This window comes from Exiguobacterium sp. s57, from assembly GCF_018617685.1.
Taxonomy (GTDB): domain Bacteria; phylum Bacillota; class Bacilli; order Exiguobacteriales; family Exiguobacteriaceae; genus Exiguobacterium; species Exiguobacterium marinum.
This window is the reverse complement of sequence record NZ_JACSKR010000001.1, coordinates 41,335-56,966: the sequence shown is the minus strand read 5'-3', so window position 1 is coordinate 56,966 and position 15,632 is coordinate 41,335. Positions and strand designations below refer to the sequence as shown.

General features: G+C 46.5%; 16 protein-coding genes and 1 other annotated feature. All 16 genes read right to left on the bottom strand.

The features are described from left to right. Window position 1: 1 nt before the first annotated feature. Entirely contained in the window at window positions 2–559 is a 558-nt protein-coding gene (pyrR, locus tag KNO98_RS00310) for a bifunctional pyr operon transcriptional regulator/uracil phosphoribosyltransferase PyrR (RefSeq protein ID WP_251125007.1), read from the bottom strand. Window positions 560–735: 176 nt separating this feature from the next. Continuing rightward, entirely contained in the window at window positions 736–1,647 is a 912-nt protein-coding gene (locus KNO98_RS00305; RefSeq protein WP_214698154.1) for an RluA family pseudouridine synthase, read from the bottom strand. After that, window positions 1,647–2,120 carry a signal peptidase II gene (gene lspA / locus KNO98_RS00300; protein WP_026826311.1) on the bottom strand — a complete coding sequence of 158 codons (474 nt, stop codon included), beginning with the start codon at window positions 2,118–2,120 and terminating at the stop codon, window positions 1,647–1,649. The genes KNO98_RS00305 and lspA overlap by 1 nt, the downstream gene beginning before the upstream one ends. 57 nt (window positions 2,121–2,177) lie before the next feature. Next, window positions 2,178–4,904 carry an isoleucine--tRNA ligase gene (ileS, locus tag KNO98_RS00295; RefSeq protein WP_026826312.1) on the bottom strand — a complete coding sequence of 909 codons (2,727 nt, stop codon included), beginning with the start codon at window positions 4,902–4,904 and terminating at the stop codon, window positions 2,178–2,180. A gap of 53 nt (window positions 4,905–4,957) precedes the next feature. Next, window positions 4,958–5,178 (bottom strand) — a binding site (T-box leader). Between the two features lie 3 nt (window positions 5,179–5,181). Further along, a complete protein-coding gene (locus tag KNO98_RS00290; RefSeq protein ID WP_214698152.1) occupies window positions 5,182–5,730 on the bottom strand; it encodes a DivIVA domain-containing protein in 549 nt (182 codons plus the stop codon). Window positions 5,731–5,749: 19 nt separating this feature from the next. Further along, a complete protein-coding gene (locus tag KNO98_RS00285) occupies window positions 5,750–6,520 on the bottom strand; it encodes a YlmH family RNA-binding protein (protein ID WP_214698150.1) in 771 nt (256 codons plus the stop codon). Window positions 6,521–6,523: 3 nt separating this feature from the next. Then, window positions 6,524–6,793 carry a YggT family protein gene (locus KNO98_RS00280; protein ID WP_026826315.1) on the bottom strand — a complete coding sequence of 90 codons (270 nt, stop codon included), beginning with the start codon at window positions 6,791–6,793 and terminating at the stop codon, window positions 6,524–6,526. Between the two features lie 4 nt (window positions 6,794–6,797). Then, the gene (locus tag KNO98_RS00275) at window positions 6,798–7,268 is read right to left on the bottom strand and encodes a cell division protein SepF (RefSeq protein ID WP_026826316.1); all 471 of its coding nucleotides are present in this window, start codon (window positions 7,266–7,268) and stop codon (window positions 6,798–6,800) included. 23 nt (window positions 7,269–7,291) lie between these two features. After that, window positions 7,292–7,945: a YggS family pyridoxal phosphate-dependent enzyme gene (locus tag KNO98_RS00270; protein ID WP_214698149.1), complete on the bottom strand. Its 654-nt coding sequence runs from the start codon at window positions 7,943–7,945 to the stop codon at window positions 7,292–7,294. Then, a complete protein-coding gene (locus KNO98_RS00265; RefSeq protein WP_214698147.1) occupies window positions 7,942–8,703 on the bottom strand; it encodes a purine nucleoside phosphorylase YfiH/LACC1 family protein in 762 nt (253 codons plus the stop codon). Before KNO98_RS00265 ends, KNO98_RS00270 begins: the two co-directional genes overlap by 4 nt. 52 nt (window positions 8,704–8,755) lie before the next feature. Then, complete coding sequence (ftsZ, locus tag KNO98_RS00260) at window positions 8,756–9,898, bottom strand: cell division protein FtsZ (RefSeq protein ID WP_026826319.1); 1,143 nt, start codon at window positions 9,896–9,898, stop codon at window positions 8,756–8,758. Between the two features lie 47 nt (window positions 9,899–9,945). After that, complete coding sequence (gene ftsA, locus KNO98_RS00255; protein WP_214698145.1) at window positions 9,946–11,232, bottom strand: cell division protein FtsA; 1,287 nt, start codon at window positions 11,230–11,232, stop codon at window positions 9,946–9,948. Between the two features lie 228 nt (window positions 11,233–11,460). Then, entirely contained in the window at window positions 11,461–12,231 is a 771-nt protein-coding gene (locus KNO98_RS00250; protein WP_214698143.1) for a cell division protein FtsQ/DivIB, read from the bottom strand. 14 nt (window positions 12,232–12,245) lie between these two features. Next, window positions 12,246–13,322 (bottom strand): undecaprenyldiphospho-muramoylpentapeptide beta-N-acetylglucosaminyltransferase, encoded by a 1,077-nt coding sequence (gene murG, locus KNO98_RS00245; protein WP_214698141.1) that lies wholly within the window; start codon window positions 13,320–13,322, stop codon window positions 12,246–12,248. Next, window positions 13,319–14,656: a UDP-N-acetylmuramoyl-L-alanine--D-glutamate ligase gene (gene murD, locus KNO98_RS00240; protein WP_214698139.1), complete on the bottom strand. Its 1,338-nt coding sequence runs from the start codon at window positions 14,654–14,656 to the stop codon at window positions 13,319–13,321. The genes murG and murD overlap by 4 nt, the downstream gene beginning before the upstream one ends. Before the next feature lie 13 nt (window positions 14,657–14,669). Continuing rightward, entirely contained in the window at window positions 14,670–15,629 is a 960-nt protein-coding gene (gene mraY, locus KNO98_RS00235) for a phospho-N-acetylmuramoyl-pentapeptide-transferase (protein WP_026826324.1), read from the bottom strand. Window positions 15,630–15,632 lie beyond the last annotated feature (3 nt).

Sequence of the window (15,632 nt, the reverse complement as noted above, 5' to 3'; positions counted from 1 at the left end):
TTTATTGCTGGTTGATTGTGACTTCATCTGCCGTGTCGACTTCACTGAGCCGGACGACGACTTGCTCGGATTTGGATGTAGGAACGTTCTTCCCAATAAAATCAGGTCGAATCGGAAGTTCCCGATGTCCCCGGTCAATCAAGACCGCGAGCTGGATATAATCCGGGCGACCGTGGTCGACGAGCGCGTCCATTGCGGCACGAACCGTACGACCGGTATAAAGCACATCGTCGACGAGGACGACAGTCTTTCCATTGATGTCATGTGGCAGTTCTGTTGCTTTCACTTCCGGATCTAACGACTTTTTCGATAAGTCATCGCGATAAAGAGTGATGTCGAGATTCCCTAGTGCGACCGGTTTACCTTCAATCTCCTCGATGCGACGGGCAAGCCGATCGGCGAGTGTCTCCCCTCTCGTCTTAATCCCAACGAGAACGATATCATCGATTCCTTTGTTACGCTCGATGATTTCATGGGCGATTCGCGTCAAGGCGCGACGGATGGCTGACTCATCTAAAATAACTGATTGTTTCACGTGATTCCTCCTTTCATGCTTCATTCAAAAAAGAAGACTCCCTCGTCCGGCTGGAAAGGGAGTCTTCATCAAAAACGGCAGTCTGATGCCGGGGTTGAATTGACGTAAATGTGACCTCGGTCACAATCCTTTCGCAGCCTCTCTGGACTGGGTTTAAAGGTGTTATGCTTCCTAGACTATAAATCGGAACGGGATAGAAGTCAACGAGTTTTCTCGATTTTATCTAACTTTGCGAGTTCCGCTTTAAAGTCTTCAGGGAGTGGCGCCTCAAATTCCATCCATTGTTTTGTTCGAGGATGGTAAAAACCGAGTGTCGCCGCATGCAATGCTTGACCCCCTAAATCGATTGTACGACGCGGTCCATACTTCGGGTCTCCCGCGAGCGAATGACCGATATAGCGCATATGCACACGAATTTGGTGCGTACGACCTGTCTCAAGCTTACATTCGACGAGGGTAAAGTCTTTATAGCGTTCGAGCAAACGGAAATGTGTAACGGCTTCTTTTGCGTTCCGGTCCGTCACCGTCATACGCTGACGATCATTCGTATCGCGTCCAATCGGCGCTTCAATTGTCCCAAGTTCATGGACAAGTTCACCATGGACGAGCGCGATATATTCACGTTTGATCGTCTTGTCTTTCAATTGACTCGCAAGTGATTCATGGGCCAAATCATTTTTGGCGACCATGAGGAGTCCCGTCGTATCCTTATCAATTCGGTGTACGATTCCCGGACGCTTCACACCATTGATACCTGATAGGTCATCACAATGTCCGAGCAGGGCGTTGACGAGCGTTCCGGACGTGTGACCGGCTGCAGGGTGAACGACCATCCCTCGTGGCTTATTGACGACGATGACGTCTTCGTCTTCATATACGATATCGAGTGAAATTTGTTCAGGCAACACTTCTAGTTCTACCGCTTCCGGTATGTTCACTTCAATCTCATCGCCCAATTGGAGCTTATAGTTCGGTTTGACGGCAGTACCATTAACGAGTAATACCCCTGTCTTTATCCATTCTTGTACTTGCGAGCGTGACCACTCTCCACGGTCACTTACCCACTTATCAATCCTTGCCTTTTCATCGGCGACAAAAGTATAGGATTCCATTACGATTGTCCCCTTTCTTTGTGTAATTTTTCTTCAAATAAAATACCAATAACCATCAAAATGACACCGAACGTGAGCGCCATATCAGCCACGTTAAAAATCGGGAAGTTGTAGCCAAACGGATACGTGTCGACAAAATCGACGACTTCGCCACGAAACAAGCGATCGATAAAGTTACCGATGGCACCGGCCAACAATAATCCGACGCTATATCCAAGAAGTTGATACCCGTTCACCTCTTTGTGTAAGAAGTATACCAAACCGGCGACGACGAGAATCGTGATGATGAAGAAAAACACCATCTGTCCTTCTAACATCCCCCAAGCCGCTCCCTTATTGCGATAAGAAGTCCAATACAACAAATTCGGGATGACCTCAATTGATTGACCAATCGTCATCGTCTGTACAACGACCCATTTCGTTAGTTGGTCGAGCAAAATCAAGATGAAGGCCAATCCATAATATCGTTTCATATACGTCTCCTTTCAAGCCGTTAAGAAACCGGAGTGGGGACGCCACTCCGGTTCGTCTTAACCGATTACTGATGCACAGCGTGGGCAAAGCTCAGGATACTCTTCGTTTTGTCCAACCTCTGTCGAGTACGTCCAACAACGTGCACAAGCGGCACCATCTGCTTTCATGACTGTGATTTTCGTCGTCGCATAATCAACGTCTGCCGTCTCAGCCCACTCCACTTGTGATACTTGAAGCAGTTGGCTTACGTTGTCGATTGTATTCAACAAGCCGGCAGTCTCGGCTTTCGGTGCAAGAATCAACTTCGCCTCAAGCGGTTTCCCGATCAGCTTCTCGCCACGTGCGATTTCGATCGCTTTGAGGACATCGTCACGGAAGACGAGGAATTTCGACCATTTCTCTAACAACGTTTTCTCGTCAGTAGTCAACGCATCGACTTCTTCAAGATCAGTCAAGAAGATGCTTGCTTCTGACTTCCCAGGAACCTCTTTCCACGCCTCGTCAGCAGTGTGTGGAAGGATTGGCGCCAACAGTTTTGTCAAGAGGACGACCGCATCGTACATGACCGTCTGAACGGCACGACGACGGAGATCGTCTTCACGCTCGATATACAAAATATCTTTTGTGAAGTCAAGGTAGAACGATGACAACTCGTTGACGCAGAAGTTATGAACGAGATGGTACACGGCCATGAAGTCAAATTCATCGTAGGCTTTAACAACTTTCGCCTGCAATTGCTTGAGCTTCGTTGCCATGAAACGGTCCGCTTCCGGCATATCTTCAAACGCGACACGCATCGATGGTTCAAAGCCGTTCAAGTTTCCAAGAAGGAAACGGATTGTGTTACGCATCTTCCGGTAAACTTCTGATACTTGTTTAAAGTTGTCATGTGACGCACGTACATCAGACTGATAGTCGACAGATGCGACCCAAAGACGTACGATTTCAGCACCGTACTGCTTCACGAGATCGTTCGGTGCAATGGTGTTACCAAGAGATTTCGACATTTTGCGTCCGTCCCCATCAAGAACGAAACCATGGCTCAAGACGTTACGGTACGGTGCTTTTCCTGTCGTCGCAACAGCCGTTGAGAGTGATGAGTTGAACCATCCGCGGTATTGGTCAGATCCTTCAAGGTAAAGATCTGCCGGACGACGAAGATTTTCACGTTCTTCTAACACACCGGCATGGGATGACCCTGAATCAAACCAGACGTCCATGATGTCGAGTTCTTTACGGAATTCTCCGTTCGGGCTGTTCGGATGTGTGAATCCTTCCGGAAGAAGATCTTTTGCTTCTCGCTCATACCAAACGTTTGAACCGTGTTCACGGAACAAGTTTGCGATGTGATCGATCGTCTCGTTCGTGATGATTTCCGTTCCATCTTCCGCATAGAAGATTGGGATCGGAACACCCCACGCACGCTGACGGCTGATGACCCAGTCTCCACGGTCACGAACCATGTTGTAAAGACGAGTCATTCCCCATTCCGGGACCCAGTTCACTTTTTCGACTTCACGGAGCATATCCTCTCGGAAATCTTTAATTGAAGCGAACCATTGCGGTGTCGCACGGAAGATGACCGGTTTCTTTGTACGCCAGTCATGTGGATACGAGTGTTTGATGAACTTTAAGTTGAGCAAATATCCATTCTCCTCAAGTTTCATCCCGATTTGCTTATTTGCATCCTCGTAGAATAGCCCTTCGTATCCAGGTGCTTCATCCGTCATATATCCACGGTCATCTACCGGACAAAGGACATCTAAGCCATATGCTTGTCCGACGCGATAGTCGTCTTCCCCGTGCCCAGGAGCTGTGTGGACGAGTCCTGTCGCATCCGCTGTGACGTGATCGCCAAGGACGACGAGTGACGTGCGTTCATACAACGGGTGTTGTGCCGTCATGTACTCGAAGTCACGTCCATTCCAAGAACCGCTCACTGTGTAATCTGACCATCCGAGCGCTGTCGTCACTTCTTCGACAAGCGTCTCAGCGACAATATAACCTTTTCCTTCATGTTCGATGCGCGTATACGTCAACTCATCACTCACCGCGATACCAAGGTTCGCCGGGATTGTCCAAGGTGTCGTCGTCCAGATGACAAAGTGATCGTTTGACGTCAACGTATCTTTCCCATCTACGACACGGAATGCCACGTAGATTGCTGGTGACTTTTTATCATAGTATTCAATTTCTGCCTCAGCGAGTGCCGATTCAGAAGATGGTGACCAATAGACAGGTTTTTTCCCTTTATAGATATAACCTTTTTCAGCCATCGTTCCGAACAAGCGAATCTGTGCAGCCTCATACTCAGGAAGGAGGGTGATGTATGGATTTTCAAAGTCTGCGAGAAGACCGAGACGTTTGAATTGTTCACGTTGCGAATTCACTTGCTCCATTGCATACTCCGCACACTTCTCTCGGAATTCAGCGACCGTCATCTCTTTACGGTTGACGCCTGCTTTTTGAAGGGCATTCTCGATTGGAAGTCCGTGTGTATCCCAACCTGGAATCATTGGAGACTGATATCCGTTCATCCCTTTGAAACGAACGATGATATCTTTTAATACTTTATTCATCGCGTGTCCCATGTGGATGTCGCCATTCGCGTATGGAGGTCCATCATGCAAGATGTATTGTGGTTTCCCAGCATTTTTTTCTTGCACCTTGTTATAAAGGTCCATGTCTTCCCATTCCGTTTGCATCGCTGGTTCGCGTTTTGGTAAATTCCCGCGCATCGCGAATTCAGTGTTTGGCATTAAAAGCGTGTCTTTGTAGTTCATCGAAACTCCTCCATCAACATTTTTTAGAAAACAAAAAAAACCAACCCATCCCTGATAGGGACGAGTTGGTTGACTCGCGGTACCACCCTACTAGCCTCACCTCAAATGAGACCGCTCTCGGTAACCGATAACGAGGTCAGGCGGACACGCTTACTCAAGTTCAGCGTGACAACTCATAGGGGATACCGATTCGAGTCTTTCTCTTAGGCTCTCACCGCCCCTAAGTCGCTTCGTAGGTATGACTCGATCGACGCGTCCTACTCAACGTGTTGATCATTTATCCATGTTGTTCTTCATTCTGTGTGACTTCGTCGTCATTATACGCAAGTTCAGTTCTATCGTCAAGAACCGTCTGCACAGGCGGCTCGCCGACAATCATTTCCCACTCCGTACTATTGAGGAGCTCCATTTGGGCATCTACGAGGACACGGAAACGTGTACGGTATAACTCAACCTTTTTGAGCATTTGAACGACTTCTCGTTCAGCAAGTTTCTCTTTTCGGGCTGCTTCTTCTTCACGGGCGTACGCCTCACGCTCTGCTTGTTTCAAAATGAGGCTCGCTTCTTTTTGAGCGTTGTTCTTCACTTCTTCCGCAGCTTCCTGTGCAACGATAATCGACTTGTTCAACGTATCTTCCATCGAGGAAAAGTAGTCAATGCGAGCTTGCATATCGTTGACGAGTTCTTCATACCGTCGATTCTCACGAATCAATAGTTCAAACTCTTTAATGATTTGATCTAAAAATTCATTGACCTCATCGATGTCGTACCCACGAAAACGGGAAGAGAATTCTTTATTATGAATATCAATCGGTGTCAACGCCATTCGACTTTCCTCCTAAAATTCAACGTATGGTGCCATACTGTATTTTAATTTTTTCACGTTTGGTCGAACCTAGAATTTCCATCAATTTGATGCGACCGTGTCCACGAACGGATAGAAGGTCGTCTGGTTCGAGAATGAAGCTCGCATCTTCAATGACTTTATGATTTACTTTGCAGTCGCCATGTTTGACGAGTGCTTGTGCTTTTTGACGGGACATGTTTAGAACCTCGCTCACAACCGTATCAAATCGTAAAGAAGAAACGATACCAAATCCTTCGATCCATTCAATTGTCGGAACGACAAGAATCTCGTCTTGCTCAACGGAGGAAATGCGAACTTTCGCTTTTCCGACACGATCCAAATTCATTTCGATGAATCCGACTGATTCACGCGTCGTCGCAAATTGTACAATCTCATCTTGAAGGACGACATCTCCAAACTTTTGACGTTTCAGCCCTGCATTGAGTAAGGTTCCCGTCACTTGTCGATGCGTCAAATCCACAAACTTTGTTGGGTATTCGATACGTCGGATTTCAATTTCAAAATCATGAGGATTCAGTTCATAGTAATCCGGCGCCAAAATAAGTCGACACCTTTCTGCGCCTTCGAATCCGCCATCACTATGCATAACAAGTTGATTACCGACAATCTGTTTGACGATTTGTTGTTCACGCGGGTCTAAAAAGTCCGTCAATTTCAACACATAACTACTCTCGACTTGTTGCACCCAGTCGAGCACTTGTTCGACGAACGCCCGTTCACTTGGTCTGTAGTGGTCATAGACGCTCATACATCACCCGAAAATCGCAGCAATTCCGGCTTGTGCCATACGAAGCACGAATAAAGCGACGATTGGAGAGATATCAAGCATGCCACCAATTGGTGGGATGATTCGACGAAACGGTGCCAAGAACGGTTCACACAAAGCCGATAAAATTTGACCAAACTTTGATTCACGTGCGTTCGGGAACCATGATAATAAGATATAGCCGATGAGAATCCAACTATAGATGCCAAGTAAATCACTCAACGTGTTGCCTAAGGCAGGAATTACATTTTCCATTCAGTTACCACCCTTTACTGTGAAGTTCATCCTCCGAGATCAAGTTTGAGATTGAGCCAGTCAATTCGACGTTGTTCGGAGTACACAGAATCGTGTTATGTCCAATCGAAGTCATCGACCCTTCCAATGCATAGACAACACCTGAAAGGAAGTTGACGACTTGACGCGATTGTTCTTTTGACATGCGTTGAAGATTGACGATGACAGCACGGTTTTCTTTTAGTTGATCACTAATGTCCTGTGCTTCAGCGAACACACGCGGTTCAGCCAATACGACTTTTGAACGTTCTTTCTTTTTCGTATTTAACGCGACGAGGTTATTCGCTGATTTTGGACGATCCTCTTGTTTCATGACCGATGTTTCAGTCGTTGAAGGAGTTGCTGTATTTGCGACGGCATACTCTTCTTCCTCATATGTGCTGTTCGGATCTTCCTCGAGTCCAAAGAAATCTTTCATTTTGTTTTTGATTGACATAACGGATTCCTCCTTAAGATATATTATTGCACAAGTACGGTACCAATACGAACAAACGATGCGCCCTCTTCAATTGCGATTGGATAATCGTTTGACATCCCCATCGACAGTTCCGTGCAAGGAGCGTGATCGTATCCTTTTGCCGTCACTTCATCACGTACATGGCGTAAACGACGGAACGTCTCACGAAGGATTGTCTCTTCTTCCGTGAACGGCGCCATTGTCATCAACCCAATGATTCGAATATGAGGATACTGTTTACAATTCTCGATGAATGGCATGACTTCCTCTATTTCAAGCCCATGTTTTGAATCTTCTCCTGACGTGTTCACTTGAACGAAACAATCAATTCTTCTGTTTGCTCGTTTATCAATCTCTGATGCGAGTGACAACCGATCTAGAGAATGAATGGCTGCGACGTGATCGATGATTTGTCTCACCTTGCGCGTCTGTAACGTACCGATAAAATGAAATCTCGCATCTTTCGGCAAGTTTTCGACTTTTTCGAGCAATGACTCCGGACGATTTTCTCCAAAATCACGAATCCCTTCTTCATAGAGGGCATTCGTCACATCCACGCCAACCGACTTCGTGACGGCGATTAACGTTGGTTCCACTCCTTGAACGTGCGCTGACATAATCGATTGAACTTGTTTTACATTATCTGAAATACTCACAATTTACGCTCCTTGACGATTACTGCTGCAAATCGGCGTTTAACCTCTCCATCACGATACGAGAAAAACGGGACGTCTGCACCAGTCGTTAAATTCGATTGGATGACGGTTGTGTCATGCTCTTTTGCCAATACTTCATTAACAGTCTGAAGTGATAAATGGGCATGATTGCCTGACTCATCTCGTACCGCTTGGTTATAGGCGATCGGCGAAACGGATTGAACCGCATCTAGTACACGACGGTCGACCTCATAGTCGTATCCTGAAATCGACGGACCGACAAGCATTTCCACTTCTTTAGCATCAATCCCCTTGTCTTCGAATGCGCGAATCATAGACTCGACGATATTACCGACAGTTCCCTTCCACCCGGCATGGGCGATCCCAATGACTCCATAGTCTTTTGCACAGAAGAAGAGCGGCACACAATCTGCAAAGACAAGTGCTAACGGCAACGATTCTTCCGTAGTTAAGAGACCATCTGTTTGCGGAATCGCTTCATCGTATCGAAATGCACCCTTCCCACGATCCGAGGCATTCACATATCGAACGCTCGTTTCATGTACTTGATCGGCCCACACCGAGCCTTCTAAAGAAAGGTTAGCTTGTTGAAAGAAAAACTGACGATTTAGAACGACCTGGTCAATGTCATCGTCGACGTGAAGTCCGACATTCCCTGCATTGTGTCCATCCGTTCGCGTTGTCACATAGGCGTGATAGCGATTCGTCTTTGTTTCCCATGTATGTAACAGTTGCATCGGTCTCTCCTTTTAGAAAAAGGGATGCCGAGAACCGGCATCCCTATCTTGTTTAGTTACGACGTTGTCTCACGAACGCAGGGATGTTAATCGTCTCATCTGGGACGTCTCCTCCATACACTGGGCGATGGAAGTTCCCTTCATCTTGTTGAGCCGTTTCATTTGCTTTTGGTTGAGGTTCCTTGTTCTCAACTTCAGGCTGCTTTTTCGGTTGCTGAGGGAACGGATTCGTCCCTTGCGCTTCCTCAGCGAATTCAGTTGCAATCACCGTAACGATGATTTCATCGTTCAAGTTTTCGTTGATAACCGAACCGAAAATCAAGTTCACTTCTTCATCGGCTGCACTTTGAACGATTTGAGCCGCTTCTGTCACTTCATACAAGCTGAGGCTAAGTCCACCCGTAATGTTCATCAAGACACCTTTTGCCCCTTCAATCGAAGATTCAAGAAGTGGAGACGAAATCGCTTTCTTTGCTGCTTCAATAGCTCGGTTTTCACCTGTAGCGACACCGACACCCATAAGAGCAGATCCTTTTTCCGTCATAATCGTTTTCACGTCAGCGAAGTCGAGGTTGATGAGACCTGGAATCGCAATCAAATCTGTAATCCCTTGCACACCTTGACGAAGTACGTTATCCGCTTCACGGAATGCTTCAATCATCGGCGTGTTACGTTCAACGATTTCAAGAAGCTTATCGTTTGGAATCACGATGAGTGTATCTACTTTTTCTTTAAATGCCTGTATCCCGTGCTGGGCGTGTTGCATCCGTTTCCGTCCTTCGAACATGAACGGCTTTGTAACAACACCAACTGTTAGCGCGCCAATTTCTTTCGAAATCTCAGCGATAACTGGAGCAGCACCCGTTCCGGTTCCGCCCCCCATACCCGCCGTGACGAAGACCATATCCGCTCCGTCAAGCGCTTCGAGTAACTGTTCACGACTTTCTTCTGCCGCTTTTTTTCCGATGTCAGGGTTCGCACCTGCACCGAGACCACGTGTCAATTTAGCACCAAGTTGAAGTTTCACATCAGCTTTCGACATGTTCAAGGCTTGTGCATCCGTATTGACAGCGATGAATTCGACTCCTTGCACCCCATGCTCAATCATCCGGTTAACAGCGTTCGACCCGCCACCACCGACTCCAATTACTTTAATTTTTGCTACGGCGTCAATCGCCTCATCAAAGTACATCATTTCAGGTATCCCCCTACATATTTTCCAAGTTGTATTACAACGTCAGCTTAAACGCCAAATAATTTTTCCATAAAACGACTAAAACCTTTTTTCGACTCTTGATCGGTCTCGTATTCGTTCTCTCCAACATGAGTATCGGTCGCTTCCTGCTTATGATTAAGCGATTCATAGCGAACTTCCGGTTTTTCAAGTTGAGATTTTGAAACGTGATGATCACTCATTAAGACATATTTCAATACGCCGACTGCCGTCGCATATTTTGGGTGTCTCACCCCAATCGACGAAGGTTGATATAATCTCGTCTTTTGGCCCATAATACGCGTTGACAATTCTTGAATACCAGGTAGAGCAGCTGCTCCACCACAAAGTAAATATCCACCATTCAGCGTCGGAACACCTACTTTTTGAACCTTATTCAACATAAGGGTAAACATTTCCTCTATTCTCGCTTCTAAAACATAGCTAATTTCTGATTGTGGTTCAAACGCCACTTCCCCATTGATATTCGTGTAGGAGAAACCTTCTGTCTCATCAGCCATTTCTTCGAGTGCGAGACCGTACTCTTCTTTCGCCACTTTGGCATCTTGATACTTACAATTTAATTTATAGACTAAATCTCTCGTCATATGATCGCCACCGACTGGAAGGATATACGAATAGACGAGGTCTCCACGATAAAATACTGAGACCGTTGTCTTTTCATGTCCGACATCGACAAGTCCAATCCCTAAATCGATTTCGTCAACAGAGGCCGCACTCATGCCGAGCGCGAGGTTCCCCAAAATAAATCCTTCGAGACGTAGTCCGGCGCGTTCAATCGAACGACGAATACTATGTAAAATTGTCTTCGATCCGGTAACCATTTTCCCATGCATCTCTAGTCGATAACCAAGCATGCCACGAGGGTCCACGACACCCGTTTGTTGATCGACCGTGAATGAAGATGGAATCACATCAATGACACTCATTTCATCTGGTAGTCGCATCACTTGAGCTGAATTAATGACTTCCATCACGTCTTCATCTGTAATTTCCTGATCTTCTCGCTTCACGGATGCGATCCCATGACATGGGGCAATTTGGATATGTTCTCCTTCAATGGCAACGTATACAGATTGAATTTGATCGCCTAACGATGTTTCAGCATGTTCAACGGCTTGTTTGATCGCTTGGACTGTTTTATCGATGTCTACGACAGCGCCACGTTTTACACCCGCAGACGGTGCACACCCTTCCGCCAAAATATTAAGCGTTCCGCCGAGCAATTCACCGACGACGAGCTTAATCTCTGACGTTCCAATATCTAATGCGGCCACATAACCATTCGCTTCCAAAAGGGAAACACCTCCGCTCTATAATTTTCCTATACAAATTACATGACAAATATGACAGATATCCAATAAAGTTGTGGGTTTCGACAAGATATCTCACGTCTAAGTTTACAACAAATAAGATAGTGAGAAAAGGTAGAATCCTACAATTTAAGCGGTTTCGCGTTATCAATTCGTTTACAAACGACAAAAAAACAGTCCTTATCTGTCTAAGGACTGTAATATAACTGATTATTCATTCGTTTTCTTGTATGGAACAAAATAAAAACCACCATCCATGACGACTGTTCCACGCTCGCCTTTAGGGATGTTTTCATAAATTTCTCCATACTTTGATACGGTTTCGCTTAACTTCAAAGGCGGTGTGAGCAACGTATTTCCGTCATTCATAAAGATCTCGTAGCGCGTCGGTTCTCCTTTTTGTTTTGACAGGATGATTTCCGACATACGGGCACGCGTCGCATCATCCACTTGTTCAAGTTCACTCGCAATTTTTTCAAGCTCTTGCTCCGAATTAAATTCCCTAAGCAATGGACCATCTTTTAATTTCCTCGGGTCGGTGATGGTACCCGTCGGATGGAGTGAACCATCGGCTAAGACGACGACGTCGCCTTTGTCCGCTCTCGAATATGCAATCATCTTCTCTTCCGTTACGTTGACGTATACCAAATTATACCAAGAACAATCAATTTCTACCCGCTTGACACCAGGCAACTTTTCCATTTGCGCACTCATCTTTTTTGGGGACAAACCGATGAACTTTGTCGATGTGTCGAGTTCCATATCTTGAAGCACATAAGACTCTTCTAACCAATAGAGTCCGGATACAGTCACTTCTTTCACATTCGACATCGAGGTTTGCATATAGACCACAAGTAAGATAAGGATCCCAAACAGTGAGAGCACAGAGAACATCCGACGATTCGCTTTTTTTCGTCGTTGTTTCTTCATGTACGGAATACGGTCTTCTAAACTGCGTACCGTTTGTTGACTTGGTTCCATCGGATTCTTCTCCTTTATCGAATGACTTCTTCTACTAAATCGGCCAAGGCATTTGATGCATCCGGGAATCCGAGTGCACGGGAGGCTTTCGCCATCTCTTCCTGACGTTCAAGGACTTTTCGAATCGCTTGAATGAGCGTTTCTCCCGCCAAAACTTCTTCTTTTACGAGGAGTGCCGCCCCGTTCTCGACAAGGGCAGAAGCATTTTTTGTCTGATGGTCTGCCGTCACGTAAGGGCTCGGAATCAACACGCTCGGTAATCCGAGTGCGGTCAATTCTGAAATCGTCGATGCCCCTGCTCGAGAGATGACGAGTGACGTACAAGCGAGCAGTGATGGCATATCATACACATATGGATGAATATGAACATTTTCAGACTTTGGCGCTTGTTTTAACACGGCTTCGTAATGTACTTTACCCGTTACGTAGAGTACATTGATTGGCAAGTCCGAGAGCGCCGGAACAGCCTCTATAACTGCACGGTTGATTGCTTCCGCACCTCGGCTTCCACCGTATATCAAGACGATTGGACGTGCATCTAACTGGTAATGTTCTCGTACGGCAGCCGCATCGACTTCCGTCTGCAATACTTCGCTACCACGCGGATTTCCGATCAAGCGGACGTTCGCGCCTGGGAAATGGACATCCGATCCTTTAAACGAAAGAGCGACCCGATCAGCTTTTTTGGATAAAAACTTATTCGTCAACCCTGGGATGCTGTTTTGTTCATGCAGGATGGTCGGGATACCTAGTTGTTGCGCCGTATAGACGACCGGTCCTGACACGAATCCGCCTGTTCCGATGACGACGTCTGGTTTGAATGCTGCCATATCTTTTTTTAGAGAGCGTACAGCCTTTAAGAACCAGTACGCCGTCTTCAAGTTCTCGAGGGAGAGGGAGCGCTTCAATCCAGCGATTTGAATTGATTTGAACGGGACACCAGCTCTAGGAACAAGATCGGCTTCTAACCCATTCTCCGTTCCGACGTATTGTACCTGTAAATTAGGGTGACGTTTTTGTAACGTCTCAATCAATGCGAGGGCCGGGTAAATATGACCACCGGTACCTCCACCAGAAATCATGATTTTCATCGGTTCGCCTCCTCATATGCGCGAACGAGATGAATGAAGTGTTCACCTCGTTCTTCAAACGTTTTAAATTGATCCCAACTCGCACAAGCAGGGGATAACAAGATGATATCTCCTGTTTCAGATTGCTCAAACGCGAGTGTGACGGCGTCTGCTAACGTCTCGACCGTGAAAGATGGGATTTCTTGGGACTCCCCAAGTTCTTTGAAACGCTCTTTCGTCTCACCGTACGCGACGACAGCTTTGACGTTGGAAAGGGCAGCGACGAGCGAAGATAAATCTGCACCCCGCTCAAGTCCTCCACAGAGCCATACGATCGGAGCATCAAATCCTCGTAGCGCCGCTTCCGTCGCGACGTTGTTCGTCGCCTTCGAATCATTGTAGACGGCACGTCCGAGAACGTCACCTAAACTTTCAGTCCGATGCGCGACACCACCAAAGTTTCGTAATACACGCTCGATGTGTGCTTTTGGAATATCAAACGGTTCGACCAACAGGAGAGCCGCTAGTACGTTCTCGACATTATGGGCACCGCCTAATGCCAATTCGTTCACGCGAATGACTCGCTCCCCGCGTACCGTGACCCAACCGTCCACGACGGAAGCATCTCCTCGCTCAAAACTAAATGTGTTTGGTGCAAGATGAGCAGGGACACGTTTCATCACTTCGGAGTCTGTCAATTTGACGACGATTTGGTCGTCACGTGTCATCTGACGGAACAAGTTTCCTTTTGCATCTGCATACGAGTCGAAGTCGCCGTGATAATCGAGATGGGCTTCTGATAGATTCAGCAATGCTGCCGAACGCGGATGGAAGGACTCGACCCCCATCAACTGAAAGCTCGACAATTCAATGACAATCAAATCGTCCGTCTTTGCATCAGCCGCAACTTCAATCGCGGGGAATCCGATATTACCTGCAAGATGTACCGGACGTTTCCCTCCTTTGAGTAGCTCATAGACGAGTGTCGTCGTTGTTGTTTTCCCATTTGAGCCGGTGATGGCGACGAAGTCTGCTTCAGTTGCCAAATAAGCGAGCTCCACTTCGGTATAAATCGGGATTTCACGAGAAATTGCTTCTTGGAGCAATGGAATCTGATAAGGAATACCTGGATTTTTAACAATCACTTCTGTCTCATTCAATAAACCGACGGGATGTTCATTGAACACCGAGCGGATTCCAAGAGCTTGAATTTTATCTTGTTCGTCTTCGGGTGGGATGTTCCCCGTGTTGATCGTCACATCTGCTCCCGCATGATGCAGATATGTTGCCGCTGCAATTCCGCTCTTAGCGGCGCCGAGGACGAGAACTTTTTTACTGTGCCATTGCTTTTCCATCTGTCTCACCCTTTTACATGAGTAATAATGATAAACCTGCCGTAATTAAACTGATGCCACTGAACGTTAGCACGATGCGCCATTCTGACCAACCGACCATTTCGAAATGATGGTGAATTGGACTCATTTTAAAGAGTCGTTTGCCTGTCGTTTTAAACGAGATGACTTGCAGAATCACACTCAACGTTTCGATAACGAAGATGATGCCGACAAAGACAAGAAGCAACTCAAGTTTTAACATGAGCGCGAGTCCGGCCACAGCCCCACCTAAAGCGAGTGACCCTGTGTCACCCATGAAAATCTTCGCCGGATACTTATTGAAGACGAGGAATCCAATCAATGCGCCAACGACCGCAAAAGCGAACCAGGCAATGCCAAGCTCATCTTGTGTAAGGGCATAGATTCCAAAGAACGTAAATGTCGGGATAGCTGAGAACGAAACTAGTCCGTCTAGCCCATCCGTCAAATTGACGGCATTTGAGAATCCGACGAGCCAAAAGATTACGATGGCGATATAAAACCACCCTGTATCAAACGAGATCGAAGTGAACGGGATTGAAATTGACGTATCAAGTTCTCCTCCGAGTGATAAGAACCATGCGAACAAGACCGATACTCCGATTTGACCAATCAACTTCTGAAGGGACGTCAATCCGAGGTTGCGCTTATTGACGACCTTGATGTAATCATCTAAAAACCCGATTACCCCGAACGCCATCGTCACGAATAAAAGTGTCCCGAATCCGGCGACCGCTTCTCCAAAGATGACGGACACGATGAACCCGACGAGAATGGCGAGCAAGATGACAATTCCACCCATCGTTGGTGTGCCTGACTTCTTTTGGTGCCAACCTGGACCTTCGTCACGAATTTCCTGTCCAAACTTTAACTGACGCAATGCCGGAATCGCTCGTGGCATGACGATTAAGACACTTAATAATGAACTGATTAATACGATTAAACTAATTAACATGTT

What these genes read in the sequence shown, in the direction of transcription:
- KNO98_RS00305 (WP_214698154.1), bottom strand. Translation starts at nt 1,647, where the DNA reads ATGGAATCCTATACTTTTGTCGCCGATGAAAAGGCAAGGATTGATAAG.
- pyrR (WP_251125007.1), bottom strand. Translation starts at nt 559, where the DNA reads ATGAAGCATGAAAGGAGGAATCACGTGAAACAATCAGTTATTTTAGAT.
- murG (WP_214698141.1), bottom strand. Translation starts at nt 13,322, where the DNA reads ATGAAAATCATGATTTCTGGTGGAGGTACCGGTGGTCATATTTACCCG.
- murD (WP_214698139.1), bottom strand. Translation starts at nt 14,656, where the DNA reads ATGGAAAAGCAATGGCACAGTAAAAAAGTTCTCGTCCTCGGCGCCGCT.
- KNO98_RS00285 (WP_214698150.1), bottom strand. Translation starts at nt 6,520, where the DNA reads ATGAGCGTCTATGACCACTACAGACCAAGTGAACGGGCGTTCGTCGAA.
- ftsZ (WP_026826319.1), bottom strand. Translation starts at nt 9,898, where the DNA reads ATGATGTACTTTGATGAGGCGATTGACGCCGTAGCAAAAATTAAAGTA.
- mraY (WP_026826324.1), bottom strand. Translation starts at nt 15,629, where the DNA reads ATGTTAATTAGTTTAATCGTATTAATCAGTTCATTATTAAGTGTCTTA.
- KNO98_RS00280 (WP_026826315.1), bottom strand. Translation starts at nt 6,793, where the DNA reads ATGGAAAATGTAATTCCTGCCTTAGGCAACACGTTGAGTGATTTACTT.
- KNO98_RS00265 (WP_214698147.1), bottom strand. Translation starts at nt 8,703, where the DNA reads ATGCAACTGTTACATACATGGGAAACAAAGACGAATCGCTATCACGCC.
- KNO98_RS00250 (WP_214698143.1), bottom strand. Translation starts at nt 12,231, where the DNA reads ATGGAACCAAGTCAACAAACGGTACGCAGTTTAGAAGACCGTATTCCG.
- KNO98_RS00275 (WP_026826316.1), bottom strand. Translation starts at nt 7,268, where the DNA reads ATGTCAATCAAAAACAAAATGAAAGATTTCTTTGGACTCGAGGAAGAT.
- lspA (WP_026826311.1), bottom strand. Translation starts at nt 2,120, where the DNA reads ATGAAACGATATTATGGATTGGCCTTCATCTTGATTTTGCTCGACCAA.
- KNO98_RS00290 (WP_214698152.1), bottom strand. Translation starts at nt 5,730, where the DNA reads ATGGCGTTGACACCGATTGATATTCATAATAAAGAATTCTCTTCCCGT.
- ileS (WP_026826312.1), bottom strand. Translation starts at nt 4,904, where the DNA reads ATGAACTACAAAGACACGCTTTTAATGCCAAACACTGAATTCGCGATG.